Consider the following 23231-nt stretch of genomic DNA (forward strand, 5'->3'; position numbering starts at 1 on the left):
CCTTTGGGATCCCCGTGTCAGTCCGCTTCGGCGAGCATCGCGAAGCGCTTCGGGCCGGCGATGGAGAGGTCGGTCAAGCCGGTCGGGTAGTCGCCCGTGAAGCAATGGTCGGTATATTGCGGGCAGGCCGCGTTGCGCTCCTCCTCGCCCATCGCCCGGTACAGGCCGGGGATCGACAGGAAGGCGAGCGAGTCAGCGTCGATATATTTGCGCATGGCCTCGAGGTCGTGGGTCGCGGCGAGCAGCTTCTCCCGCTCCGGCGTGTCGATCCCGTAGAAGTCCGGGTAGGTGATCGGCGGCGAGGCGATCCGGAAATGCACCTCGGCGGCGCCGGCCTCGCGCATCATCCGGACGATCTTCACCGAGGTCGTGCCCCGCACCAGGCTGTCGTCGACCAGAACGATGCTCTTGCCCTCGATCGCGGCGCGGTTGGCCGAGTGCTTCATCCGCACACCGAGTTCACGCACGGACTGGGTCGGCTGGATGAAGGTCCGCCCGACATAGTGGTTGCGGATGATGCCCATCTCGAACGGGATGCCGGTCTCCTGCGCGAAGCCCAGCGCCGCCGGCACGCCGGAATCCGGCACCGGCACCACAATGTCGGCGGGGGCGGCGGCCTCGCGGGCGAGCTCCCGGCCGATGGCCTTGCGCACCGCGTAGACGCTCTTGCCGTTCACCACGGAATCCGGCCGCGCGAAGTAGATGTACTCGAAGATGCACGGGCGCATCGGCACGGCGTCGGCGAAGCGGATCGACTCGACGCCCTCCTCGGAGATCACCACGACCTCGCCGTTCTCGATGTCCCGGACGTAGCGGGCGCCGATGATGTCGAGGGCGCAGGTCTCGGAGGCCAGCATGTAGCGGCCGTCGAGTTCGCCGAGCACCAGCGGGCGGATGCCCAGCGGGTCGCGGGCGCCGATCAGCTTCTTGTTGGTGAGCGCCACGATCGCGTAGGCGCCCTGGATCGCCTGCAGGGCGTCGATGAAGCGCTCGACGATCCGGGGCTTCCGCGAGCGGGCCGCGAGGTGGAGGATCACCTCGGTGTCGGAGGTCGACTGCGTGATCGCGCCGTCGCGCACCAAGTCGCGGCGGATCGACAGGGCGTTGGTGAGGTTGCCGTTGTGGGCGACCGCGAGGCCGCCGCTGGCGAGCTCGGCGAAGAGCGGCTGCACGTTGCGCAGGATCGTCCCGCCGGTGGTCGAGTAGCGCACGTGCCCGATGGCGGCGCGCCCTTTCAGCCGGGCGATGGTGTCGCCGTCCGAGAACGAATCGCCGACGAGGCCGGGGCGGCGCTCGGAATGGAACACCGCGCCGTCGAACGAGACGATGCCGGCCGCCTCCTGGCCGCGGTGCTGCAGGGCGTGCAGGCCCAGCGCCACGATGGCCGAGGCATCCGGGTGCCCGAAGATGCCGAAGACGCCGCACTCCTCGCGCAGCGTGTCGCCATCGAGGTCGAAATCGGCGGCGTAGGCGTCGGATTGGGACATGGTGCGATCGATCACTTCACGAGTCCCGGCGGCGACGGGCCGGCGCGCCGGTCGTCGCGGATATCATCCGATCGTCTCCGGAACCGCTATCTAGGCGTTCCACGCAGACCGACCAACGGCGAATGCCGCAGGTCAGCGTCGCGTCGGGCTCGGCGCGGTCTCGGTGCGGCGCTGGGGCGCCGGGTCGGTCTCGGCGGGGGCGTCGGCCGCCTCGTTGGGCGGCGTGACGGCCTTCGGCTTCTTGAACTGCTTCAGGAAGCCCTCCGGATTCTCAGGGAGCTGAGCCACCAGGGCGTCGCCGGATTTTTCCAGCATCGGGCGCGTGCGCGCCTGCGCCGCCCAATCCGGCACCTTGCCCTGCACCAGCCAGGACAGGAACACCCAGCCGATCACGCAGATCAGGAAGCCGCGGCCCGCCCCGAACAGGAAGCCCAGGGAGCGGTCGACCGCGCCGATGCGCGAATCGAGCACCACGTCGGAGATTTTCACGGTGATGATCGAGACGACGATCAGCGTGCCCAGGAAGATCGCCGCGATCGAGGCGACCAGCGCCACGGTATCGCTGTTGACGTGCTGCTTCACCAGCGGAAGCAGCATCGGATAGAACGACCACGCGACGGCGGCGGCGGCCACCCAGGCGATGATGGCCAGCACCTCGCGGGTGACGCCACGCACGGCCGCGAGCAGCGCGGAGACCGCGACGATGCCGAGCACGACGAGATCCAGGACGGTAAACGGCATCTGTGAACTTTAGGCACCAGTGGGGATGCCGCGGCGGCCCTGCGGCTCCCCAGGACCGCAGACTAAGTATACCAAGCCGAACCTCGGCCGTCACCCTCGGGGACGGGCCTCGGCCGAGGCCTGTGCCGTCCATGCATCAGCCCGTGCCGATCGTGAGCGCGAACCGGGCGGCGGCCGGCCCCGTTTACCTCGTTCCGATCGCCGGCCTGTTCGGCGCGGTGCTGATGATCTCGCTGGTGCTGGCGGGCAAGATCGTCTCGGTGGGCGGCCTGACCTTCACGGCAGCGGTGATCGTGTTTCCCGCCTCCTACCTGTTCGGCGACGTGCTGACCGAGGTCTACGGCTATTCCAGCACCCGCACGGTGGTCTGGACCGGCTTCCTGGCGCAGGCGCTCTGGATCCTGGCCTACGGGATCGCGGCGGCGCTGCCGCCCGCGCCGTTCTGGCCGCACCAGGCGGCGTTCGAGGCGGTGCTGGGCGCCACCCCGCGGCTCGCGCTGGCAGGCCTCGCGGCCTATCTCACCGGCGAATTCCTGAACGTCTACCTGCTCGCCAAGCTGAAGCTGCGCTTTCGCGGCCGGGGGCTGGCCGCGCGGCTCGTCGCCTCGACGCTGGTCGGCCAGGGCATCGATTCGGCCCTGTTCATCGGGCTCGGCTTCGGCGGGCTCTACCCCGCCGCGGATCTCGTCCGCCTCGCGCTGTCGATCTGGGCGCTGAAGGTCGCCTGGGAGATTGTGGCCCTGCCCCTCAGCGTGCCGCTGATCGGCTTCTTGAAACGCGCCGAGGGGCGCGACGCCTTCGATACGGACACGGATTTCAACCCATTCCGCTTGCGGGGGTGATGGGTGTCGGCGGCAACGGAAAAGTGCTACCTTTGTAGCACCTTCCGGAGAAGCGTGACCATGCCTGCCGCCAAGCGAACGCCTCGCACGAAGACGAACGCCAAACCGCCGACTCAAACGTCAACGACGACGGTTGTGACGGTTCGGCGCCAAGGCGGAGCCCGGGTGATGACGCTCCCGCCCGCTGTCCTGGCCGCTATCGGAGCCGATACGGGCACCGACCTAACGCTCGCCGTCCAGGACGGTACCCTGGTCGCGACACCGGTCGCGAAACGCAAACGCCGCTACACCCTGGCGGAGCTTCTGGAAGGCGCCGAGCATCTGCCGGCCTTGTACGCGGACACCGCCAAGGCTCTGGAAGGCCCCCCAGTCGGCGATGAGATCGGGTGATGGGCCCGCGGCCGAAGGTCCCGAAGCGCGGCGAGATCTACTCGATCAACCCCAACCCGGTCGTCGGCCGGGAAATGCGAGATCGACATTACTGGATTGTCCTGACGCCGGAGGCCGTGAACGTTCACGGCACGGCAATCGCCGTGGTCATCTCCACCGTGGCGGCGGGCGCCCGCGCCGCGGGCCTCACAGTCCCCGTTACGGCTGATGGCGTGACCGGCGTGGCGGTCTGCACGCAGGTCCGCAGCTTCGATCTGCGGGCGCGCATCGCCGATGGCAGTGCGAGCCTCGCCGGTGTCGCGGATCCGGACACCGTGGGCGAGATCGCCGCGCGGGTTGCCAGTCTCGTCGACCCCTGAGACCAATGCCGCGAACCGACTCGCCTCACGGGTCCGCATCGTGCATCCGTCCGCGGGGAATCGAGGATCGGGGACGCTTCGGTGGCGGGTAGTCGGTCAGTGACGGAATCCGGAAGAGATATCGGCGCCCACGGCGCCCGGCTGACCGTCGATCTCGGGGCGGTCGCCGCGAATTGGCGGCTGCTGGCCGCCCGGGGCGCCGATTGCGCCGCCGTGGTGAAGGCCGACGCCTATGGCTGCGGCGTAGCCCGGGTCGGGCCGGCCCTGTGGGCGGCCGGGTGCCGGACCTACTTCGTCGCCCACTTGTCCGAGGGCATCGCGGCCCGGGCCGCCCTGCCGGAGGCCGCGCTCTACATCCTGAACGGGTTGCCGCCCGGTGCCGGCGGGACCTGCGCGGCGCACGGCCTGCGCCCGGTGCTGGGCAGCCGCGAGGAGATGACGGAGTGGTCGGCGTTCTCGGGCGGGCGCCTGCCGGCGGCGCTCCACGTCGACACCGGGATGAACCGCCTGGGACTGCCGGTGCCGGAGGCGCTGGCGCTCGCGGGCGACCCGTGCATCGCGGCCTGCGGGATCGACCTGCTGATGAGCCACTTCGTCAGCGCCGAGAAGCCTGCCGACCCGGTCAACGCCCGGCAGATCGCCGACTTCGCCCGGGTCCGGGCCGCCTATCCGGGCCTGCCTGCGTCGCTCGCCAATTCGTCCGGCGTCTTCCTCGACGGCGCCCGCTACGACCTGCTGCGTCCCGGCTACGCCCTGTTCGGCGGCAACCCGACGCCGGACTCCGCCAACCCGATGCGCCCGGTGGTGCGGCTGGAGGCCCTGATCGCGCAGGTGCGGGATGTCGAGGCCGGAACCAGCGTCGGCTATAACGGCCGCTGGACGGCCCCGGCCCCGAGTCGGCTGGCAACGCTGTCGCTCGGCTACGCGGACGGCTTCCCCCGGGCGATCAGCGGGCGCGGCCAGGCGCTGGTCGGTGGCGTGCCCTGCCCGATCCTGGGCCTCGTCTCCATGGACCTGATCATCCTCGACGTCACCGCGGCCCCCGCCGCCCGGCGCGGCGCCACCGCGGTGCTGATCGGCGACAGCCTCGACATCGACACCGTCGGCCGCGCCGCCGGCACGATCGGCTACGAGATCCTGACGGGGCTGGGTTCGCGTTATGTTCGAACTTATGTAGGGTGATCCGACCCACCTTACGAATGCCGGACCGGCGGCGCGCGGACCCGAATGGCCAAGATCCACCAGACCTTCGTCTGCCAATCCTGCGGGGCGGTCTACAACCGCTGGCGCGGGCGCTGCGAGGCCTGCAACGGCTGGAACACGATCGTCGAGGAGGCGGCCGCGGCGCCGGGCCAGTCCGGTCCGGTCGCGACCCGGCCGTCCCGCGCCCGGGGCCGGGTGTTTCCGCTCGAGGGCCTGACCGGCGAGACCAAGGAGGCGCCGCGCATCCCCTCGGGGATCGGCGAGCTCGACCGGGTCACCGGCGGCGGCTTCGTGCGCGGCTCGGTGATCCTGCTCGGCGGCGATCCCGGCATCGGCAAGTCCACCCTGCTGATGCAGGCCTCGGCCGCCATGGCGGGGACCGGCGAGCGGGTCGCCTACATCTCCGGCGAGGAGGCGGTGGGGCAGGTACGCCTGCGGGCCGAGCGGCTCGGGCTGAGCTCCCGTCCGGTGGATCTGGCAGCCGAGACCAATGTCGAGGACATCATCGAGACCCTGAGTCAGGGCCGTCCGCCGGCGCTGGCGATCATCGATTCGATCCAGACCATGTGGACCGAGACCGTGGAATCGGCCCCCGGCACGGTCACGCAGGTGCGCTCCTCGGCCCAGGCGCTGATCCGCTTCGCCAAGACCACCGGCACCGCGGTGATCCTGGTCGGCCACGTCACCAAGGACGGGCAGATCGCCGGCCCCCGGGTGGTGGAGCACATGGTCGACGCGGTCGCCTCGTTCGAGGGCGACCAGGGCCACCATTTCCGCATCCTGCGCGCCGTGAAGAACCGCTTCGGCCCCACCGACGAGATCGGCGTGTTCGAGATGACCGATGCGGGGCTCGCCGAGGTGCCCAACCCCTCGGCCCTGTTCCTGGCGGGCCGCGACCATCAGGCCGCCGGCACCGCGGTCTTCGCCGGGATGGAGGGCACGCGGCCCCTGCTGGTGGAGATCCAGGCGCTGGTGGCGCCGTCCTCGCTCGGCATGCCCCGCCGGGCCGTGGTCGGCTGGGACCCGAACCGGCTGTCCATGGTGTTGGCCGTGCTGGAGGCCCATGGCGGCATCCGGCTCGGCACCCACGACGTGTATTTGAACGTCGCCGGAGGCTTGCGCATCACCGAGCCGGCCGCGGACCTCGCGGTGGCGGCCGCCCTGGTCTCGTCCCTGTCGGGGGCGGTGCTGCCTCCGGAGACCGTGTATTTCGGGGAGATCGGCCTGTCCGGGGCGATCCGACCGGTGGCCCAGGCCGGCGCCCGGCTGAAGGAGGCCCAGAAGCTCGGCTTCGCCAAGGCGCTGATCCCGCAGGGCCGGGGCGAGGGCGACAAGGCTCTGGCGGTGGAGACGTTGCGCCACATCGCCGACCTGGTGGCCGGGATCAGTTCCGGGGCACCCCGGCGCGGTGCGGGCCAGCGCGGGCGGGCGCAATCGCGCTACGCCGACGAGGAGATGTGAGCGGGCTTACCCCTACTTTGGGATCTACACATTGGGCTGGGGAGCACGGGCGCCGGACGAGGCGCAGGTCCCCTCTCCCGTGCGGGAGAGGGACAGGGTGAGGGGACAGGTTCCTCCGGATAGGGCGTATCCCTCACCCCAACCCTCTCCCGCACGGGCTTAGATGTTCACACATCGGCTGGTGGATGTGGACCCAGGCTAACCTCAAGCGCGTCTCCCTCCCCCCTCTGCGGGGGAGGGTGGGCCGGCCGTCAGGCCGGGTCGGGAGAGGGGAGCCCGGGTGCAGGACATGGTGCGACCCGCACGACGGGCAAAGCCCGTTTCTGCACCGTCGCTCCCCTCTCCCGACCCCCTCCGGGGGCCACCCTCCCCCGCAGAGGGGGGAGGGAAGGCGCGTGCTGGCCTCGGATAGGGTTCTCTTGCGGCCTAGAACCATCCGGACTGCGATGTGTGAATCCGTTAGCCCGCACGGAAGAGGGGGCGCGTCGCGGCCTGTACCGGCCGATGTGGGACCATCGTCGCCCTGCGGGGCAGAGTGTCCGTGGTCTACCCCCCCGTCACGCTCATGTGGCGCGGCACCGCGGCCGGGCGCTGGCGCTCGATGATGAAGTCGTGGCCCTTGGGCTTGCGGGTGATCGCCTCGACCACCGCGGCCGCCAGCACGGAATCGTCGTCCGATGCCCGCAGCACGGCACGGAGATCCGCCGAATCCTCCTGGCCGAGGCACAGGTAGAGCTGGCCGGTGCAGGTCAGACGCACCCGGTTGCAGCTCTCGCAGAAATTGTGGGTCAGCGGCGTGATGAATCCGAGCTTGCCGCCGGTCTCCTCGACCCGGACGTAGCGCGCCGGGCCGCCGGTGCGGTCGGGCAGCGGCGTCAGGGTGTAGCGGCTCTCCAGGCGCTGCCGGGCCACCGACAGGGGCAGGAACTGGTCGGTGCGGTCGGCCTCGATCTCGCCCAGCGGCATGACCTCGATCAGCGTCATGTCCATGCCGAGCCCGTGGGCCCAGGCGATCATGTCGGGAATCTCGTCGGCGTTGACGTCGCGCAGCGCCACCGCGTTGATCTTGACCTTCATGCCGGCCGCCCGCGCGGCCGCGATGCCGTCGAGCACCACCGGCAAGTCGCCCCGCCGGGTGATCGCCCGGAACTTCTGGGGGTCCAGCGTATCCAGGGACACGTTGATCCTGCGCACCCCGAGGCTCGCCAGCTCGGCGGCGTAGCGCGTGAGCTGCGTGCCGTTGGTGGTCAGCGTCAACTCGTCCAGCGCGCCCGAATCGAGGTGGCGCGACAGGCGGCGGAACAGGTGCATGATGTCGCGGCGGACCAGCGGCTCGCCGCCGGTGATCCGCAGCTTGCGCACGCCCCGGGCGATGAACACGCCGCAGAGCCGGTCCAGCTCCTCCAGGGTCAGCAGGTCGCGCTTGGGCAGGAACTGCATGGTCTCCGACATGCAGTAGGCGCAGCGCAGGTCGCAGCGATCCGTCACGGAGATGCGCAGGTAGGAGATCGCCCGCTGGAACGGGTCGATCAGCGGTGCGGGACTCGGCGCGCGGGGCGCCTCGGCCGAAAACCCCTGCGGCGTGCTGGAGATGTCATCGAGCATGATTGAGCATATGATGCCCGATACGGTCGTGGGCAAGCCGACCCCGGGCCGCGGCCCCGGAATGCTTGAGGAGTGTGACCCGTGAACGAGGATCTGTGGCCGACCGAGATCCGCCTGTCGGCCGACCGGCGGGTGCTCAACGTCGCCTTCGAGGACGGGTCGCGCTTCGCCCTGCCGGCCGAGTACCTGCGGGTGTCGAGCCCGTCGGCCGAGGTGCAGGGGCATTCGCCCCTGGAGCGCAAGGTGATCGGCGGCAAGCGCGCGGTGGCGATCCTGGCCGTCGAGCAGATCGGCAACTACGCGGTCAAGCTCGGCTTCGACGACATGCACGACACTGGGATCTACGGCTGGAGCTATCTCCACACGCTGGGCCGCGACTACGAATCCCGCTGGCAGACCTACCTCACCGAACTGTCCGAGCGCGGACTCGACCGCGAGACCGCGCGCACCGCCCCGGTGAAGCAGACCGGGGGCTGCGGCTCGGGCTCGTGCGGCTGCCATTGAGGTCGACTGGTCAGAAAGCCGGCAGCTTCCGCGCCATGACGACTTCTCTCGGCAATGATTCCGACGCACGATGACGGCATGACGGAGCTTCTCGACCGAGCCATCGCGCGCGTGCGCATGCTGCCCTCCGAAACCCAGGACGAGCTGGCCGGCGTCCTCCTGCGCCTCGCCGGCGAGGACGAGCCTGTCTACCGGATCAGCCCGGAGGAAGAAGCGTCTTTCGCGAACTCGCGCGCCCAGGCGGAGCGGCGTGATTTCGCTTCGGATGAGCAGATCCGGGCGATCTGGGCGAAGCACGGGCTTTGAGACTGCGCTTTACTGCGGATGCGGCGGCGGAACTTGAGCGTGTGCTCTCGGAGATCGCGCAGGCATCGCCTCAAGGGGCACGACGCGTTCAGGGCCGGATCCAGATTGTCCTCGATTTCCTTATGGATCAGCCGAGAAGCGGCCGGTTGACGAGCCTAAAAAATCTGCGGTGCATCGCAGTGCGACCCTACCCGTATTTAATTTTCTACGAGGCTTCCGATGACGAAGTCGTCATCATCGGAATCCGCCATGGTGCCCGTGCCCCCTCCTCGATGCCGGGAGCGCCGTGACGCGCGGTCGGGCCGATCGGGCGTTCAGATCTGACCGGCGCTTCGGCCGGCGATCGCATCCTAATCTTTGGACGTTCGGTGCGAGCCGGACGTCCCGCCAGCCTCGGAGTCACCATGGCCTTCACCTGCACGATCCCCGCAGTGCCCACGATCCAGCAGGACGACGCCACGGTCCGGATCACCCGCTGGGACTTTCCGCCCGGGTCGGTGACCGGCTGGCACGAGCACGGCTGGCCGTATTTCGTGGTGATGCTGGTCGAGGGCGTGCTGCGCGTCCATGACGGCGCGGCGGTCAGCGAGACCCTGCTGGCGGCCGGGCAATCCTACATGCGGCCGGCCGGGATCCGGCACGACGTCATGAACGGGTCGGAGCATCCGATCGCGTTCATCGAGATCGAGGTGAAGCGCCCCGATGCGCTTGTGACAATGCCCGAGGCCTGAACGCAAAAGGGCCGACCTCGCGGCCGGCCCTGAACGAAAAGTCCCAAAAAATCAGCGCTGTACGATGACCTTCGTGCCGACCTTGGCGCGGGTGTAGAGGTCGGTGACGTCGTCGTTGGTCATGCGGATGCAGCCCGAGGAGACGGCGGTGCCGATGGTCTCCGGCTCGTTCGAGCCGTGGATCCGGTAGATCGAGCCGCCGAGATACATGGCGCGGGCGCCGAGGGGGTTCTCGAGGCCGCCCTTCATGTAGCGCGGCAGGTCTGGCCGGCGGCGCAGCATGGTCGACGGCGGACGCCAATCCGGCCACTCGCGCTTCATCGTGATGGTCTGCACGCCGCCCCAGGTGAAGCCCGGACGGCCGACGCCGACGCCGTAGCGCAGGGCCTGGCCGCCGCCCATCACGTAATAGAGCCGCCGCTCGGCCGTGGAGACCACGATCGTGCCGGCGCCGTAGGGGCCGCTATACGCCACGGTCTCGCGCGGGATCGCCGACATCTGCGGCACCGCCGCGTCCATGGGGTCGGCCGGGTTGAGGGAGGCGTTGGCCACCGGCACCGCCACGGTCTCGATGGCCTGCGGGCGCACCCGCACGGACAGCGCATCGTTCAGAGGCTGACGGGTCAGCGGGTCGATCTCGTAGGCGAACGCCGGCGCGGTGCAGGCGACCGCGCCGAAGAGCCCGACGAGGGCGGGAAGGAAACGACGCATCAAAGCCTCTCGGGGCAGGCGCGAAATGGAGTGGGAACGCAGCGAATTACCGGGGCACGATGCCGTGCCGATCCTCGCCAAGGGGTAAACGCTCGCGTCCCAAAACCAAGCCTCAAACCGCCCCGCTCGGCCGGTTCCGCCCCTCCGTGACTCGATGGCAACACTGTGGCAGCTTGGCCATAAGCGCGGGGGATGGACGAGGGCGGTCGCGCGTGTCGGCGGGCATCGAGGCAACCGCATGGGACATTGCTGGTCCCGATCGAGGCGCGCCTTACACGGACGTTCGAACACCCTGCGTGTCATCCCGGGGCCGCGCGGCGGAGCCCGGGATCCATAACCGCCGAGCTCACGATCTTGCACCGTCGGCGGCTCTGGGTTCCGGGCTCGCCTGCGGCGCCCCGGAATGACAAAGCGATTTGCTCTGCCGACGTCGGCTTGCCGATCGGGGAGCAGAACCACGGGGTCACTGCGTGCCTCGGCGACTTCATGCCGGGCCATCGGCGCGGTGTTTATCCAGCCCGAAGCTCACGCCTCGTCGGCGGCGAGCCAGATCGCGGGCTCGAGGGGCGTTGCGCGGACGAGAGCCGGCGCGGCGGCCGGGAGGCCGCGGATCTGGCTCAGCTCGGCCAGCTCCGGCGCCTGCGCGGTGTCGTCGGCGGTGAGGAACAGGCCCCGGGCCCGGGCGGCGCGGCCGAGATCGGCCCGGCTGGTCCAGACGCTCTGGGCCGGGCTCGCCAGCAGCGCGAGGGCCAAAGGCGCCAGCCACAGGCCGAGCCAGGCATCGCCGGCCCAGACCAGGGCGAAGGCGATCAGCGCCCCGACCACGACGGCGTCGGCCTGGAGCCGGAACGCCTCCGACCAGGAGACCTCCCGGTCGTCGCGGTCCTGGGTCTCCCAGCGCACCACCCGGCCCAGGAAGGTCGAGACCACGGCGCCGGCCGTGAACAGGGTCAGCACCGGCCACAGGATCACCCACGCGGCCTGCTCGAGGGCGGCACTCGCCAGCAGCGCCCGGGTCCCGCCGAACGCCGCCCGGCGCTCGGGCGAGGCGAGGACGTGGCCGAGGCTCAGGACCTTGGGCAGCGCCAGCACGGCGAGGCTGAGGGCGGCGAGGCCGTGGGCGGCGGCGCCGTGGCCGGTCAGCCCGTAGGCGAGCAGGCCGAGGTCGCCGATGCGGGCCGCCTGCCAGGAGGCCAGGCCCAGGAAGGCGATCCAGAGCGGCAGCATGCCGTAGGCCAGGATGCCCACCGCGAGGTGCCAGCGGCTGGCGGCGTGCAGCCCGGCCCAGGGCAGGACGCGCAGGTGCTGCAGGTTGCCCTGGCACCAGCGGCGCTCGCGGCCGAGCAGGTCGACGAGGTTCGTGGGCATCTCCTCCCAGGTACCGCCCATCTCGGGCAGCAGGCGAACCTCCCAGCCGGCCCGGACCATCAGGGCGCCCTCGACGATGTCGTGGCACAGGATCTCGCCGCCGAGCGGCGCCCGCCCCGGCAGGACCGGGAGTTGCGCGTTCTCGGCAAAAGCCTCGATCCGCAGGATCGCGTTGTGGCCCCAGTAGCTGCCCTCAGGGCCCTGCCAGGTCTCCAGGCAGCGCAGGGCCAGGGGCGCGTAGAGGCGCACGGCGAATTGCTGGATCCGGGCGAACAGGGTGTCCCGGCCGGCCGCGTACGAGACGGTCTGGATCAGGCCGGTGCGGGGGCTCTCGTCCATCAGGCCCACGAGCCGGGTCATGGCGGCGCCGGTCATCAGGCTGTCGGCGTCGAGGACGATCATGTAGGCGTATTCCGCGCCGTGGCTGCGGCAGAACGCGCCGATGTTGCCGGCCTTGCGGCCGGTATTCTCGGTCCGGCGGCGGTAGCGGATCCGCGGCAGGGCCGGGTCGGCCTCCGCCCAGGCCAGGATGCGGGCGAATTCATGCTCCTCGACGGCCGCGATCGCGCCGTCCCGGGTGTCCGACAGGACGAAGATGTCGATGGCTTCCCCACAGCCCTGCGCCTGCTCGCGCGCCAGCGAGCGGGCCATCACCCGGAGCCGGGCGAACACCGCCACCGCGTCCTCGGCGTGGATCGCCACCACGGCGGCGGTCCGGCCGGAGCCGGCGGAGGGCGCCTGGGCGGCCTCGGCGCGGCGCTCCAGCACCGACTTCGCCCGGTCGCCCAGGAGCGCGGCCACGAGCCCGTAGACGTATTGGCAGGCCACGAAACCCTGCCAGCCCATCACCAGGCCGAACAGGACCAGGAGGGTCCAGGCCAGCGGGCTGCCGCCGGCCGGGTAGGCGGTGGCAGCCAGCCATGCGAGACCGCCCGCGGTGGCGAGACTCGGGACCGCCAGGGCGAGGCGCCGGGCCAGCAGGGCCCGGCGGCGACCGGCCCAGGCCTCGGGTTCGGGCGGGACCGCGACGGTCCGTACAGGCTGGGGATCGGGAAGGCCCGGACGGGCGTTCCGGTGCGGCCGCTCGGCGGAGGCGGTGACGCGTGAGGAGGGGACGCGTGAGGACATGGCGCGAGAAACTCGACCGTGGAAGCCTGTCGGCCGCCGCGCCGCGTACGGGCGGAAACCGATGAGCGTGGACACCGATATGCGGGGCGAGGACACGCAGCCGACCCGGCCGCACAGGCAGCCGGAGGCCGAACGGATCGATCCCCCCTCCCGACGCAGCGTTCTCAGGACGGCCCTGACCGCGGCTGCCGGCAGTATTCTACCTAGCGCTATAGATCTGAATGGCGCCCGAACATGGGCCGGACCGGCGCTTCAGCCGCAGGGACCGGTCTCCGGGGCTTCTCAGGACGCCGCGATGACCTTCGAGACCCTGTCGGCCCAGGCCGAGCGCCTGGCCGCCGCCCCCTACGCGGCCCCGCCCAGCGAGTTGCCGCCCGCGCTGACCGGGCTGGATTACGACGGCTACCGGAGCATCGTCTTCCGGCCGTCCGAGGGGGTGCCGCTGGGCCGCCATTTCAGTGCGCAGCTGTTCCACCGCGGCTTCCTGCAGCGCAAGCGCGTGGCGCTCTACCTCCAGCCGCGCAGTGGCCCGGCCCGGCCGATCCCGTACGAGAGCCGGATGTTCGACCTCGGCGGGCGGCTCGCCGGCCAGGGTTTTCCGGCCGATCTCGGCTTCGCGGGCTTCCGCCTGCACTACGCCTTCCCGGACACGCCGGCTTGGCGGCCCAAAGGCTTCCAGGAGGAGTTTCTGGTATTTCTCGGCGCCTCCTATTTCCGGCTGCGCGCGGCCGGCCAGGAATACGGGCTCTCGGCGCGGGGGCTCTCAATCGGCACCGGTGCGCCGGAGGGCGAAGAGTTTCCCGACTTCGTCGCCCATTGGCTGTGCGAGCCGGAGCCGGAGGCGCGCAGCCTGACCGTGCTGTCGCTCCTCGACAGCCCGAGCGTGTCCGGCGCCTACCGGTTCGTGATCACCCCCGGGGACCCGGCGCGGATCGCCGTCACCGCGTCGCTCCATCCGCGTACCACGATCCCGCGGCTCGGGCTGGCGCCGCTCACCAGCATGTTCCTGTACGGCCAGAACGGGCCCGGCGCCCGGGGCGCCAAGCCGTTCGACGACTTCCGCCCGCAGGTGCACGATTCCGACGGGCTCTGCGTCGCCACCCCGGGCGACCGGCTGTGGCGGCCGCTGGTCAACGGCCGCCGGCAGCCGCAGATCTCGGCCTTCGCGGCCAAGCCCCTCGCAGGGTTCGGGCTGCTGCAGCGGGAGCGGAGCTTTGCCGCCTATCTGGACGTGGAGGCGCGCCAGGAGGCCCGGCCCGGCCTGTGGGTGTCCCCCGATCGCGGCGACGCCTTCGCGGAGGGCGCCGTGCAGCTCTACGAGATCCCCTCGGACGAAGAGTACATGGACAACATCGTGGCGGCCTTCGCGCCGGCCGATCCGGTGCGGCCGGGCACGGCCCTGCGTCTCGCCTACGGCCTGACCACCGTGGGGGCGGAGCCGGCCGACGCGATCCCGCAGCCCGCGCTCGCCCGGGTCACCGAGACCCGGTTCGGCTCGGCCGAACGCCTGCGCCCGACCGTCCCGCCGAGGCCGGAGCGGCGGCTCTGCATGATCGATTTCGAGGGTCCGTCGCTCCCGAAGGGGCCGGACGAGACCGTCGCCGCGGAGGTCTCGGCCAGCGCCGGCACGCTGCACGAGCCGGTGGCCAACTTCGTGCCGCAGACCGGCGGCTGGCGCATCTACGTGGAGTGGCGACCGCCCCAGCCGATGCCGGCGGGGGACATCGTGCTGCGGGCGCGGCTGGTGCGTGGGGCGAATCCCATCAGCGAGACCTGGGACGCGGCCGTCTGATCTGCGGCGTTCGCACATCTTTCCATGCAGGTCGCGACGACCCCCCTCTCCCGTGCGGGAGAGGGTTGGGGTGAGGGATGCGACCTCTCCGGAAGAACCTGATCCCTCACCCTGTCCCTCTCCCGCACGGGAGAGGGGACCCGCGCCCGTCCGGCAAACGGATTGTGGCTGCGGGGGGAGCGGCCCTATCTCAACCGACCGGTAGCCCGACCCGACCTCACGCGCTGCGCCGCTCGCGCTCCAGGCGTTTGGCGAGGCGGGTGGCGCCGTAGACCTCGCTCAGGCGGCGGCGGGCGGCGGAGATCGGCGGCGCCTGCCGCTCGACATGGGCGGCCGCGATGACCCGCAGGGCGGCGTCGACCGAGCGCTCGAGCCGGCGTTCGGCCGAGCCGGCCACGTCCGGATACGTGTTCAGCATGCGATGATCCCTCGTGCGGGGCCGGGCCCGCCCTCTCGCGGGGCGGTGGCCGGCGGCGGGGACCAATCTCGGCACCCGGCTTGACCGCATCAAGGCAGCTTGGCCGTAAGCCGCCGCGCCTTTACCGCAGCTCCTCGTGCCAGGTCCGCCCGTCGCGCTCGATCAGCGCGATGGCGGCGGTGGGCCCCCAGCTTCCGGCCGGGTAGGGCCGCGGCGCCTCCGGGCGGTCGGCCCAGGCCTTGAGCACGCCGTCGGCCCAGGCCCAGGCGGCCTCGACCTCGTCGCGGCGCATGAACAGGGTGGCGTTGCCCCGGACCACGTCCATCAGCAGGCGCTCGTAGGCGTCCGGGTAGCGCTGCTTGAAGGTCTCCTCGAAGGAGATGTCGAGGTCGGTCGGGCGCAGCCGCAGGCCGCCGGGGCCCGGATCCTTGGTCATCACCTCGAGCTTCATGCCCTCCTGCGGCTGCAGGCGGATCACGAGGCGGTTCGGCTCGCGCCCGAACGCCTCCTCGGGGAAGATCGAGAACGGCGAGGCCCGGAACTGGACCACGATCTCCGACAGCTTCTGCGGCAGGCGCTTGCCGGTGCGCAGGTAGAACGGCACCCCGGCCCAGCGCCCGGACTGGATCTCGACCTTCATGGCCACGAAGGTCTCGGTCCGGCTCTCGTGGCCGAGTTCGGCGAGGTAGCCCTCCACCGGCTTGCCGTCGACGGCGCCCGCCACGTACTGGCCGCGGACGGTGGCGAACTGGATGTCGTGGGCGGTGATCGGCTTGAGCGCGCGCAGCACCTTCAGCTTCTCGTCGCGCACGGAATTCGCCTCGAGGTTGAGCGGGCTCTCCATGGCGGTGAGGCACAGCAGCTGCAGGATGTGGTTCTGCAGCATGTCGCGCATCGCGCCCGAGGTGTCGTAGTAGCCGGCCCGCCCCTCGACCCCCACCGTCTCGGCCACGGTGATCTGGACGTGGTCGATCACGTCCGAGGTCCAGAGCCGCTCGAAGATGGTGTTGGCGAACCGCAGGGACAGCAGGTTCTGCACCGTCTCCTTGCCGAGGTAGTGGTCGATCCGGAAGATCTGCGATTCGGGGAAGACCTCGCCGACCGCGTCGTTGATCGCGCGGGCGGATTTCAGATCCTTGCCGATCGGCTTCTCCAGCACGACCCGGGACTTCTCGCCGACGAGCCCGTGCGAGGCGAGGTTGCGGCAGATCGAGCCGTAGAGGTCGGGCGAGGTGGCGAGGTAGTAGGGCCGGACCTGGTCGGGCCGCTCGTCGAGCTTGGCCACGAGGTCGGCCCAGCCGCTCTCGCTGGCCCCGTCCACCGCCACGTAATCCACGTGGTCGAGGAAGGCGTGGAGCGCGTCCTCGGCGAGGTCCGAGGCGGGCACGAAGCGCTTGAGGGCGTCCCGGGCATGCTCGCGGAACGCGTCCGTCGACAGGTCAGAGCGCGAGGCGCCGATGATTCGGCTGGTCTGCGGGATCTGCCCGTCCCGGAACCGGTAGAACAGCGCCGGCAGCAGCTTGCGCGCCGTGAGATCGCCGGTGGCGCCGAACACGACGCAGTCGAACGAGGCAACGGGGATGATCGTGGCCAAAAGAGCGGCTCCCTGGTGTCGTGCGCGGGTGCAGCGCGGCGGGCGCGCCGCACTGACCTAACCTGGGTGCAAACGCTTCGCCAGACGAGGGGGGACCGTCAGCAAGGTCCGCGGCGCATGCCTCCGGATGAAGAGCTGAACGCCGGCTCGGTCCGATGCAGGCCCGTCATTGCAGCGCAGCGAAGCAACCCAGGCCTCCGCGCGGCGCGGCGTTCCGCTGGGACAGCTGGTGGCGACAAGAGGTGTCCTACGGCCGGCGATACACCCAGACTCGCGCGGGCGGCAGGTTCAGCCAGACCCGGTTCGAGCGGTCGGCCGTGTAGCTGCCGGCCTCGCAGCGGGCCGGGATCGGCGGCACCACCGCGTAGGTGAACTGCACGAACGGCGCGCCCGGCTGCATCAGGTCGTGGGCGGCGTTGAGCAGGTCGAGACGCTGCTCCAGCGGCTTGGTGAACAGCGGCAGGCTCGAGATCGTCGCCGCGGCGGGCTGGGCCAGCGCCGTCTTGAGGGTCGCACGCATGTCGTAGGCATCGCCGCGGATGACGGTCACGCCCGGGAAGCGGCGTGTCAGCAGGCGGCAGAAATCCGGGTTGAACTCCACCAGGATCAGGCGCGAGGGCGCGATGCCCCGGCGGATCAGCGCCTCCGTGACCGGTCCCGTGCCGGGGCCGAGTTCGACCACCGGGCCTTCGCGGCGCGGATCGACGTAGGACGCCATGGTCCGGGCCAGCATCTTGCCAGACGGGGTCACGGCGCCGGTGACGAGCGGCCGCTCGAACCAGGACCGGAGGAAGCGGGCTTCGTCCTCCAGGGGGTCGCGCCGCGGCCCAAGATGGTCACCCCTGGCGGCAGGGGCCTTCGCACTGGGACGGCGGAGCGGCGGCAAGTCCTGGATTCCTCGAAGCCGATGGGAATGGAAGGCTAAGGCAACGCGCCGTCTTACAGTCAAGCCGGCCCGGCGCCTAGGGTAAGCATGCCACGCTCGCCGGATGCATAACGGGCGTGCGCGGGTTCGGATCCGGCCCGACCCGCGCGCCGCCGACCGGGATGCCGGTTCGGCCTCGGCGAGCGCGTCGGATCGGCGATCCTAGGGTCGAACGGCGCTGCCGAAGAAGTCCCGCACCTTGGCGAAGAAGCCGGCCGATTCCGGGTGGTTCTCCGGCGAGGCCGACTGATCGAACTCCTGCAGCAGCTCGCGCTGGCGCTTGGTCAGGTTCTGCGGGGTCTCGACGAAGACCTGGATGTAGAGGTCGCCGACCTCCCGGGAGCGGAGCACCGGCATGCCCTTGCCCTTGATCCGGAACTGCTTGGCTGTCTGCGTCCCGGCCGGGATCCGCACCTGGGTCTGCGAGCCGTCGATCACCGGCACGGTGATCTCGCCCGCGAGGGCCGCGGTCACCATCGAGATCGGCACCCGGCAGAACAGGTCGGCGCCGTCGCGCTGGAAGAACTCGTGCTGCTTGATCGACAGGAACACGTAGAGGTCCCCGGGCGGGCCGCCGCGCAGGCCGCTCTCGCCCTCGCCGGCCAGCCGGATGCGCAGGCCGTCATCGACGCCCGCCGGCACGTTGATCGAGAGCGTGCGCTCGCGGTTGACCCGGCCGGCGCCCTGGCAGGTGGCGCAGGGGTCGTCGACGATCTCGCCGCGGCCGTGGCAGTTCGGGCAGGTCCGCTCGATGGCGAAGAAGCCTTGCGCGGCCCGGACCCGGCCGTAGCCCGCGCAGGTCGGGCAGGCGCGCGGCTTCGAGCCCGGCTTGGCGCCCGAGCCGTCGCAGGCTTCGCAGGTCACCGAGGTCGGGATCCGGATCGTCTCGGCCTTGCCGATGAAGGCCTCTTCGAGGGTGATCTCGAGGTTGTAGCGCAGGTCGGAGCCGCGCTCGCGGCCCGGGGTCCCGCCGCCGCGGCCGCGCTGGGCGCCGCCCCGGCCGTCGCCGAAGAAGTTGTCGAAGATGTCCGACATGAAGTCGCCGAACTCGTTGCCGAATCCGGGGCCGCCCGCACCCTGGCTGAAGGCGGCGTGGCCGAACTTGTCGTAGGCCGCGCGCTTCTGCCCGTCCGAGAGGCACTGATAGGCCTCGTTCAATTCCTTGAACTTGATCTCGGCTTCCTTGTCGCCGGGATTGCGGTCGGGATGATAGGTCATCGCGAGCTTGCGGAAGGCGACCTTCAGCTCACCTTCCGTTGCGGTCTTGGCGCATCCCAGGATCTCGTAATAGTCCCGCTTCGACATCCCACCCAGTCTCCGGACACTCAGAAGGCGCTGTGTTCCCTGGACCAGTCCCCCGAGCCCGCCGGGGCGGGCCGTTCAGGGGGCGGTCTCGAGCAGGGTGAGCGGGCCGAGGCATCGCCGCGATCGTGGCGACCCCGGCGCTCTAGCATGAGCCGGCCGGTCCGAGGCTGAATTCGGACGATATCCGGGTCCTGCGGCGCCCGCGCAACAGCGCGTCTCACAAGCAGAGGCGGGGCCGGATCGCTCCGGCCCCGCGCGGTCCTGTCGAAACGACGCCTCAGGCGCGCTTCTTCTGGTCCTTGTCGTCGACCTCCTGGAAATCGGCGTCGATGACGTCGTCCTTCTTCTCGGAGGCGCCCGCCTCGGCACCGGCCTCGGGGCCTGCGCCCTGGTTGGCGCTGTACATCGCCTCGCCGAGCTTCATCGAGGCCTGCATCAGGTCCGTGGTCCGGGCCTTGATGGTCTCGACGTCCTCGCCCTCAAGCGCGGTCTTGAGCGCGGTCATCGCGGTCTCGATCGCGCCCTTGTCGGCGGCCGGGACCTTGTCACCGTACTCCGCGACCGACTTCTCGGTGGCGTGGACCAGGCTCTCGCCCTGGTTCTTCACCTCGACCAGCTCGCGACGCTTCTTGTCCGCCTCGGCGTTGGCCTCGGCGTCCTTCACCATCCGGTCGATGTCGGCGTCCGAGAGGCCGCCCGAGGCCTGGATGCGGATCTGGTGCTCCTTGTTCGTCGCCTTGTCCTTGGCCGTCACGTTGACGATGCCGTTGGCGTCGATGTCGAAGGTCACCTCGATCTGCGGCATGCCGCGGGGTGCCGGCGGGATGCCGACCAGGTCGAACTGGCCGAGCAGCTTGTTGTCGGCCGCCATCTCGCGCTCGCCCTGGAAGACCCGGATCGTGACGGCGTTCTGGTTGTCCTCCGCCGTCGAGAAGGTCTGGGACTTCTTGGTCGGGATCGTGGTGTTGCGGTCGATGAGCCGGGTGAACACGCCGCCCAGCGTCTCGATGCCCAGCGACAGCGGGGTCACGTCGAGCAGCAGCACGTCCTTGACGTCGCCCTGGAGCACGCCCGCCTGCACGGCGGCACCGATCGCCACGACCTCATCCGGGTTGACGCCCTTGTGCGGCTCCTTGCCGAAGAAGGACTTCACCACTTCCTGGATCTTCGGCATGCGGATCATGCCGCCGACCAGCACCACCTCGTCGATCTCGGAGGCCGACACGCCGGCATCCTTGAGCGCCTTGCGGCAGGGCTCGATCGTGCGCTGCACCAGGTCGTCCACCAGCGACTCGAACTTCGCCCGGCTGAGCTTCAGCGCGAGGTGCTTCGGGCCGGTCTGGTCGGCGGTGATGTAGGGCAGGTTGATCTCGGTCTGGGTGGCCGAGGACAGCTCGATCTTCGCCTTCTCGGCGGCCTCCTTGAGGCGCTGGAGGGCGAGCTTGTCCTTGGTCAGGTCGATGCCCTGCTCCTTCTTGAACTCGGCGGTCAGGTACTCGACCACGCGGTTGTCGAAGTCCTCGCCGCCCAGGAAGGTGTCGCCGTTGGTCGACTTCACCTCGAACACGCCGTCGCCGATCTCCAGGATCGACACGTCGAAGGTGCCGCCGCCGAGGTCGTAGACCGCGATGGTGCCGGCCTTCTTCTTGTCGAGGCCGTAGGCGAGGGCGGCCGCGGTCGGCTCGTTGATGATGCGGAGCACCTCGAGGCCCGCGATCTTGCCGGCATCCTTGGTCGCCTGGCGCTGGGCGTCGTTGAAGTAGGCCGGGACCGTGATGACCGCCTGCGTGACCGGCTGGCCGAGATGCGACTCCGCGGTCTCCTTCATCTTCTGGAGCGTGAAGGCGGAGATCTGCGAGGGCGAATACTTCTTGCCGTCGGCCTCGACCCAGGCGTCGCCGTTGTCGCCGCGGACGATCGTGTAGGGAACGAGGCCCTTGTCCTTCTGGGTCATCGGGTCGTCGAAGGTGCGCCCGACGAGCCGCTTGATGGCGAAGAACGTGCGCTCGGGGTTCGTGACCGCCTGGCGCTTGGCCGGCTGGCCGACGAGCCGCTCGCCGTCGTCCGTGAAGGCGACGATCGACGGCGTGGTGCGGGCGCCTTCAGAATTCTCGATGACCCGGGGCTGCGTGCCTTCCATGACGGCCACGCAGGAATTGGTGGTGCCCAGATCGATACCGATAACTTTACCCATGGTGGGATCCCTCTTTTCGTCGCGTTCAAGCAGACCGCCGAGCCCCGAAGCAGCTCGGCCCATGGCGGATGAGTGTGTGATGTGAGTATGGGACCCGGGCCGGATCAAGGGCCGTGAACGGCTGAAATCCAGCGCGTAATCCCGCGTCGAGGGCGATATAAGAACCCCCGGACGGGCTCGCAAGGCAAAGCCGGCGCGTTGGCCCCGGCGATCGGACTTTCTGCCAAGGCTTTGTTCTGCCTCAAAAATCCCTTCGTGGCGCCCGCATTGCCCGAATGGCGTCGACGGATTTTGTTGCTCCGCTGCCACGTCAAGGCCATCGATGGCGTGTTAACGGTTCGACAAGGGGTTGAGCGTGGCCCCGCCACCTCATCCTCCCGTCAGAGCCCGATGCCTCGGACCCGCAGCTTCCTGCTCCCCCGCCTGCTCCCCGTCCTGGCGGCCGCGATCGCGGCTCCCGCGCTGCTCGGCGCGCCGCCGGCGCAGGCCCAGAACTTCTTCGAGCGCCTCTTCGGGATCAAGCCCGAACGGCCGCCGGTGCCGCCCCGCGGCGTGCCCGAGGGTCCGCCCGCGGCCCCCGCCCCGGGGGAGCCGGGCCCCGCCCCGTCCGCCCCCGAGGCGACCCGGCCCGCCCCGGCCCCGGCCCGCCCGGTGGTGCTGAAGGCCCCGTCCGAGGACGGGGTGATCGGGCCGGAGCTCCAGCTCAACGGCATGTCCGGCACCCTGAAGCTGGAGCGGGCCGGCACCGCCGTCACGGCGCGGATCAAGCTGCCCGGCACCAAGATCTCGCAGCCGGCGGAGTCCTGCACGGTGCCGCTCGCCAACGGCAATCCCATCACCCTGACCTCCGAGGGCAAGCCCGAAGGCGCGCCGCGCTTCGAGGCCGCCGGGGCCGAGTGCCCGCTGCGCTTCGACGTGGTCGAGGGCGGGATCCTGGTCACGTCGCTGGGCCAGGGACCGATCTGCACCTTCTCGAATGCGGATTGCGCGACCACGCCCGTGGGGCTGTGGGGGCCGGCGGGCGCCAGCCTGATCCCCCGGGCCGGGGAGTTCGACACCGGCCGGGGCGTCGCCGACAAGGCGGTACGCGACAATTACAAGCTGATGACCCAGCGTGCCCGGCGCGAGGACGTGCGGCCGATCGTGAGCGAGCAGGCGGCGTTCTCGGCCGACCGGGAGCAGCTCTGCCGCGGCTACGCCCGCGAGGGCACGCACGGCTTCTGCCACCTGCGGGTCACCGAGAACCGGGCCCTGGCGCTCGCCACCCGCCTGGGTGCCAACACGGCGGTTCCGACCGCCGCGGCGGCCCCGCGCCGGTCCCGGCCCAGGCCCGCCGCGGAGCCGGCCGTCGACGGGGTGAACCCGGACACCGCCGGCGAGATGCCGCCGGAATAGCGGTCCGTCAGAGCATCGTCCTGCCCCGAAAGCCGGCGACCACCGTTCGGGACGATGCTTCAGGCCCGCCCGGCGGTCATCGACAGCATGGCCGGGTCGATGCCGTTGGCCCGCAGGGCCAATTCGTACTTGGCGTCGAGGTCGGCGTCGAAGATCAGCGCCGGGTCGGCCGGGCAGTTGAGCCAGCCATTGGCCATGATCTCGCTCTCGAGCTGCCCCGCCTGCCAGCCGGCATAGCCGAGCGCCAGCACGGCGCTGGCCGGGCCCTCGCCGCTCGCGATGGCGCGCAGGATCTCGACCGTGGCGGTCAGGCAGATGCCGTCGTCGATGATCAGCGTCGATTGCTGGATGTGGAAGTCGTCGGTGTGCAGCACGAAGCCGCGCCGACCCTCCACCGGGCCGCCCATCAGCACCGGCATGTGGCCGACCCGTTCGCGCAGCCGGATCGCGTCCGCCTCCGGGGCGACGTCGAGCTGGACCAGCAGGTCCGGCATGCTGATGTCGGTCGCCGCCTTGTTGACGATGATGCCCATCGCGCCGTCGGCCGAATGGGCGCAGACGTAGATCACCGAGCGGGCGAAGCGCTCGTCGGCCATCCCGGGCATCGCCACGAGGAATTGTCCGTCGAGGAAGCTCGGGCCGGTGAGCGCGGACTGCACGGGCGACGCTGGGTTCGACATGCGCGTATGCTACGCGGCCCCCTCGCCTTGTCCAGCGGACAAAGCGCGCGTCGCCCCGGCCCCACCCGGCTGGAAAGGCGCTGTCGAATCTG

The 23231-nt window shown here is 70.5% G+C and carries 22 protein-coding genes; 11 read left to right on the top strand and 11 right to left on the bottom strand.

Translation table 11 applies throughout. The annotated features are described in order from the left end of the window. Nucleotides 1-17: 17 nt before the first annotated feature. Nucleotides 18-1487 (bottom strand): amidophosphoribosyltransferase, encoded by a 1470-nt coding sequence (gene purF / locus MFF40_RS16080; RefSeq protein WP_147856073.1) that lies wholly within the window; start codon nucleotides 1485-1487, stop codon nucleotides 18-20. Nucleotides 1488-1619: 132 nt separating this feature from the next. Beyond that, nucleotides 1620-2228 carry a CvpA family protein gene (locus tag MFF40_RS16085; RefSeq protein ID WP_058191883.1) on the bottom strand — a complete coding sequence of 203 codons (609 nt, stop codon included), beginning with the start codon at nucleotides 2226-2228 and terminating at the stop codon, nucleotides 1620-1622. Between the two features lie 131 nt (nucleotides 2229-2359). Here MFF40_RS16085 and MFF40_RS16090 point away from each other — a divergent pair, with 131 nt between their 5' ends. The 5 genes from MFF40_RS16090 to radA all read left to right on the top strand — a co-directional run bounded on the left by MFF40_RS16090 (nucleotide 2360) and on the right by radA (nucleotide 6483). Beyond that, nucleotides 2360-3070, top strand: coding sequence for a queuosine precursor transporter (locus tag MFF40_RS16090; RefSeq protein WP_238261323.1), 711 nt, complete (start codon nucleotides 2360-2362; stop codon nucleotides 3068-3070). A gap of 168 nt (nucleotides 3071-3238) precedes the next feature. Beyond that, nucleotides 3239-3460, top strand: a complete 222-nt coding sequence (locus tag MFF40_RS16095; RefSeq protein WP_147856075.1) for an AbrB/MazE/SpoVT family DNA-binding domain-containing protein — start codon at nucleotides 3239-3241, stop codon at nucleotides 3458-3460. Continuing rightward, a complete protein-coding gene (locus MFF40_RS16100) occupies nucleotides 3460-3819 on the top strand; it encodes a type II toxin-antitoxin system PemK/MazF family toxin (RefSeq protein WP_238261325.1) in 360 nt (119 codons plus the stop codon). Before MFF40_RS16095 ends, MFF40_RS16100 begins: the two co-directional genes overlap by 1 nt. Before the next feature lie 99 nt (nucleotides 3820-3918). After that, the gene (gene alr / locus MFF40_RS16105; RefSeq protein WP_238261405.1) at nucleotides 3919-5001 is read left to right on the top strand and encodes an alanine racemase; all 1083 of its coding nucleotides are present in this window, start codon (nucleotides 3919-3921) and stop codon (nucleotides 4999-5001) included. 45 nt (nucleotides 5002-5046) lie between these two features. Continuing rightward, nucleotides 5047-6483 carry a DNA repair protein RadA gene (radA, locus tag MFF40_RS16110; RefSeq protein ID WP_238261326.1) on the top strand — a complete coding sequence of 479 codons (1437 nt, stop codon included), beginning with the start codon at nucleotides 5047-5049 and terminating at the stop codon, nucleotides 6481-6483. A 546-nt stretch (nucleotides 6484-7029) separates the two neighbouring features. Here the strand turns inward: radA and moaA are convergent. Next, nucleotides 7030-8088, bottom strand: a complete 1059-nt coding sequence (gene moaA, locus MFF40_RS16115; protein WP_238261328.1) for a GTP 3',8-cyclase MoaA — start codon at nucleotides 8086-8088, stop codon at nucleotides 7030-7032. A gap of 81 nt (nucleotides 8089-8169) precedes the next feature. Here moaA and MFF40_RS16120 point away from each other — a divergent pair, with 81 nt between their 5' ends. The 4 genes from MFF40_RS16120 to MFF40_RS16135 all read left to right on the top strand — a co-directional run bounded on the left by MFF40_RS16120 (nucleotide 8170) and on the right by MFF40_RS16135 (nucleotide 9629). Then, entirely contained in the window at nucleotides 8170-8592 is a 423-nt protein-coding gene (locus MFF40_RS16120) for a gamma-butyrobetaine hydroxylase family protein (RefSeq protein WP_238261330.1), read from the top strand. 78 nt (nucleotides 8593-8670) lie between these two features. After that, entirely contained in the window at nucleotides 8671-8898 is a 228-nt protein-coding gene (locus tag MFF40_RS16125) for a hypothetical protein (protein WP_147856555.1), read from the top strand. Beyond that, nucleotides 8895-9188 carry a type II toxin-antitoxin system RelE/ParE family toxin gene (locus MFF40_RS16130; RefSeq protein ID WP_283206108.1) on the top strand — a complete coding sequence of 98 codons (294 nt, stop codon included), beginning with the start codon at nucleotides 8895-8897 and terminating at the stop codon, nucleotides 9186-9188. The genes MFF40_RS16125 and MFF40_RS16130 overlap by 4 nt, the downstream gene beginning before the upstream one ends. Before the next feature lie 114 nt (nucleotides 9189-9302). Continuing rightward, the gene (locus MFF40_RS16135; RefSeq protein ID WP_147856556.1) at nucleotides 9303-9629 is read left to right on the top strand and encodes a cupin domain-containing protein; all 327 of its coding nucleotides are present in this window, start codon (nucleotides 9303-9305) and stop codon (nucleotides 9627-9629) included. 51 nt (nucleotides 9630-9680) lie between these two features. Here MFF40_RS16135 and MFF40_RS16140 read toward each other — a convergent pair whose 3' ends face one another. Together MFF40_RS16140 and mdoH are read right to left on the bottom strand one after the other, a co-directional pair. Further along, on the bottom strand, nucleotides 9681-10340 hold the full coding sequence (locus MFF40_RS16140) for a L,D-transpeptidase (protein WP_147856557.1): 660 nt from the start codon (nucleotides 10338-10340) through the stop codon (nucleotides 9681-9683). 525 nt (nucleotides 10341-10865) lie between these two features. Then, nucleotides 10866-12836, bottom strand: a complete 1971-nt coding sequence (gene mdoH / locus MFF40_RS16145; RefSeq protein WP_238261332.1) for a glucans biosynthesis glucosyltransferase MdoH — start codon at nucleotides 12834-12836, stop codon at nucleotides 10866-10868. A gap of 295 nt (nucleotides 12837-13131) precedes the next feature. Between mdoH and MFF40_RS16150 the strand changes: the two genes are divergently transcribed. After that, a complete protein-coding gene (locus MFF40_RS16150) occupies nucleotides 13132-14628 on the top strand; it encodes an OpgD/OpgG family glucan biosynthesis protein (protein WP_238261334.1) in 1497 nt (498 codons plus the stop codon). Nucleotides 14629-14845: 217 nt separating this feature from the next. Here MFF40_RS16150 and MFF40_RS16155 read toward each other — a convergent pair whose 3' ends face one another. The 5 genes from MFF40_RS16155 to dnaK all read right to left on the bottom strand — a co-directional run bounded on the left by MFF40_RS16155 (nucleotide 14846) and on the right by dnaK (nucleotide 21064). Beyond that, entirely contained in the window at nucleotides 14846-15046 is a 201-nt protein-coding gene (locus MFF40_RS16155; protein ID WP_147899365.1) for a hypothetical protein, read from the bottom strand. 121 nt (nucleotides 15047-15167) lie between these two features. Further along, nucleotides 15168-16640, bottom strand: coding sequence for a glucose-6-phosphate dehydrogenase (gene zwf / locus MFF40_RS16160; RefSeq protein ID WP_238261336.1), 1473 nt, complete (start codon nucleotides 16638-16640; stop codon nucleotides 15168-15170). Between the two features lie 247 nt (nucleotides 16641-16887). Then, nucleotides 16888-17526, bottom strand: a complete 639-nt coding sequence (locus tag MFF40_RS16165; protein ID WP_147856997.1) for a class I SAM-dependent methyltransferase — start codon at nucleotides 17524-17526, stop codon at nucleotides 16888-16890. 201 nt (nucleotides 17527-17727) lie between these two features. After that, complete coding sequence (dnaJ, locus tag MFF40_RS16170; RefSeq protein WP_147899367.1) at nucleotides 17728-18870, bottom strand: molecular chaperone DnaJ; 1143 nt, start codon at nucleotides 18868-18870, stop codon at nucleotides 17728-17730. 277 nt (nucleotides 18871-19147) lie between these two features. After that, nucleotides 19148-21064 carry a molecular chaperone DnaK gene (gene dnaK, locus MFF40_RS16175; RefSeq protein WP_147857024.1) on the bottom strand — a complete coding sequence of 639 codons (1917 nt, stop codon included), beginning with the start codon at nucleotides 21062-21064 and terminating at the stop codon, nucleotides 19148-19150. Between the two features lie 390 nt (nucleotides 21065-21454). Between dnaK and MFF40_RS16180 the strand changes: the two genes are divergently transcribed. Then, nucleotides 21455-22459: a hypothetical protein gene (locus tag MFF40_RS16180; protein WP_238261339.1), complete on the top strand. Its 1005-nt coding sequence runs from the start codon at nucleotides 21455-21457 to the stop codon at nucleotides 22457-22459. Between the two features lie 59 nt (nucleotides 22460-22518). On the opposite strand, the gene MFF40_RS16185 is transcribed toward MFF40_RS16180, so the two are convergent. Then, complete coding sequence (locus MFF40_RS16185) at nucleotides 22519-23139, bottom strand: YqgE/AlgH family protein (RefSeq protein ID WP_147857510.1); 621 nt, start codon at nucleotides 23137-23139, stop codon at nucleotides 22519-22521. Between the last annotated feature and the right edge of the window lie 92 nt (nucleotides 23140-23231).

This window comes from Methylobacterium mesophilicum, from assembly GCF_022179445.1.
GTDB classification, from domain to species: Bacteria; Pseudomonadota; Alphaproteobacteria; order Rhizobiales; family Beijerinckiaceae; genus Methylobacterium; species Methylobacterium mesophilicum.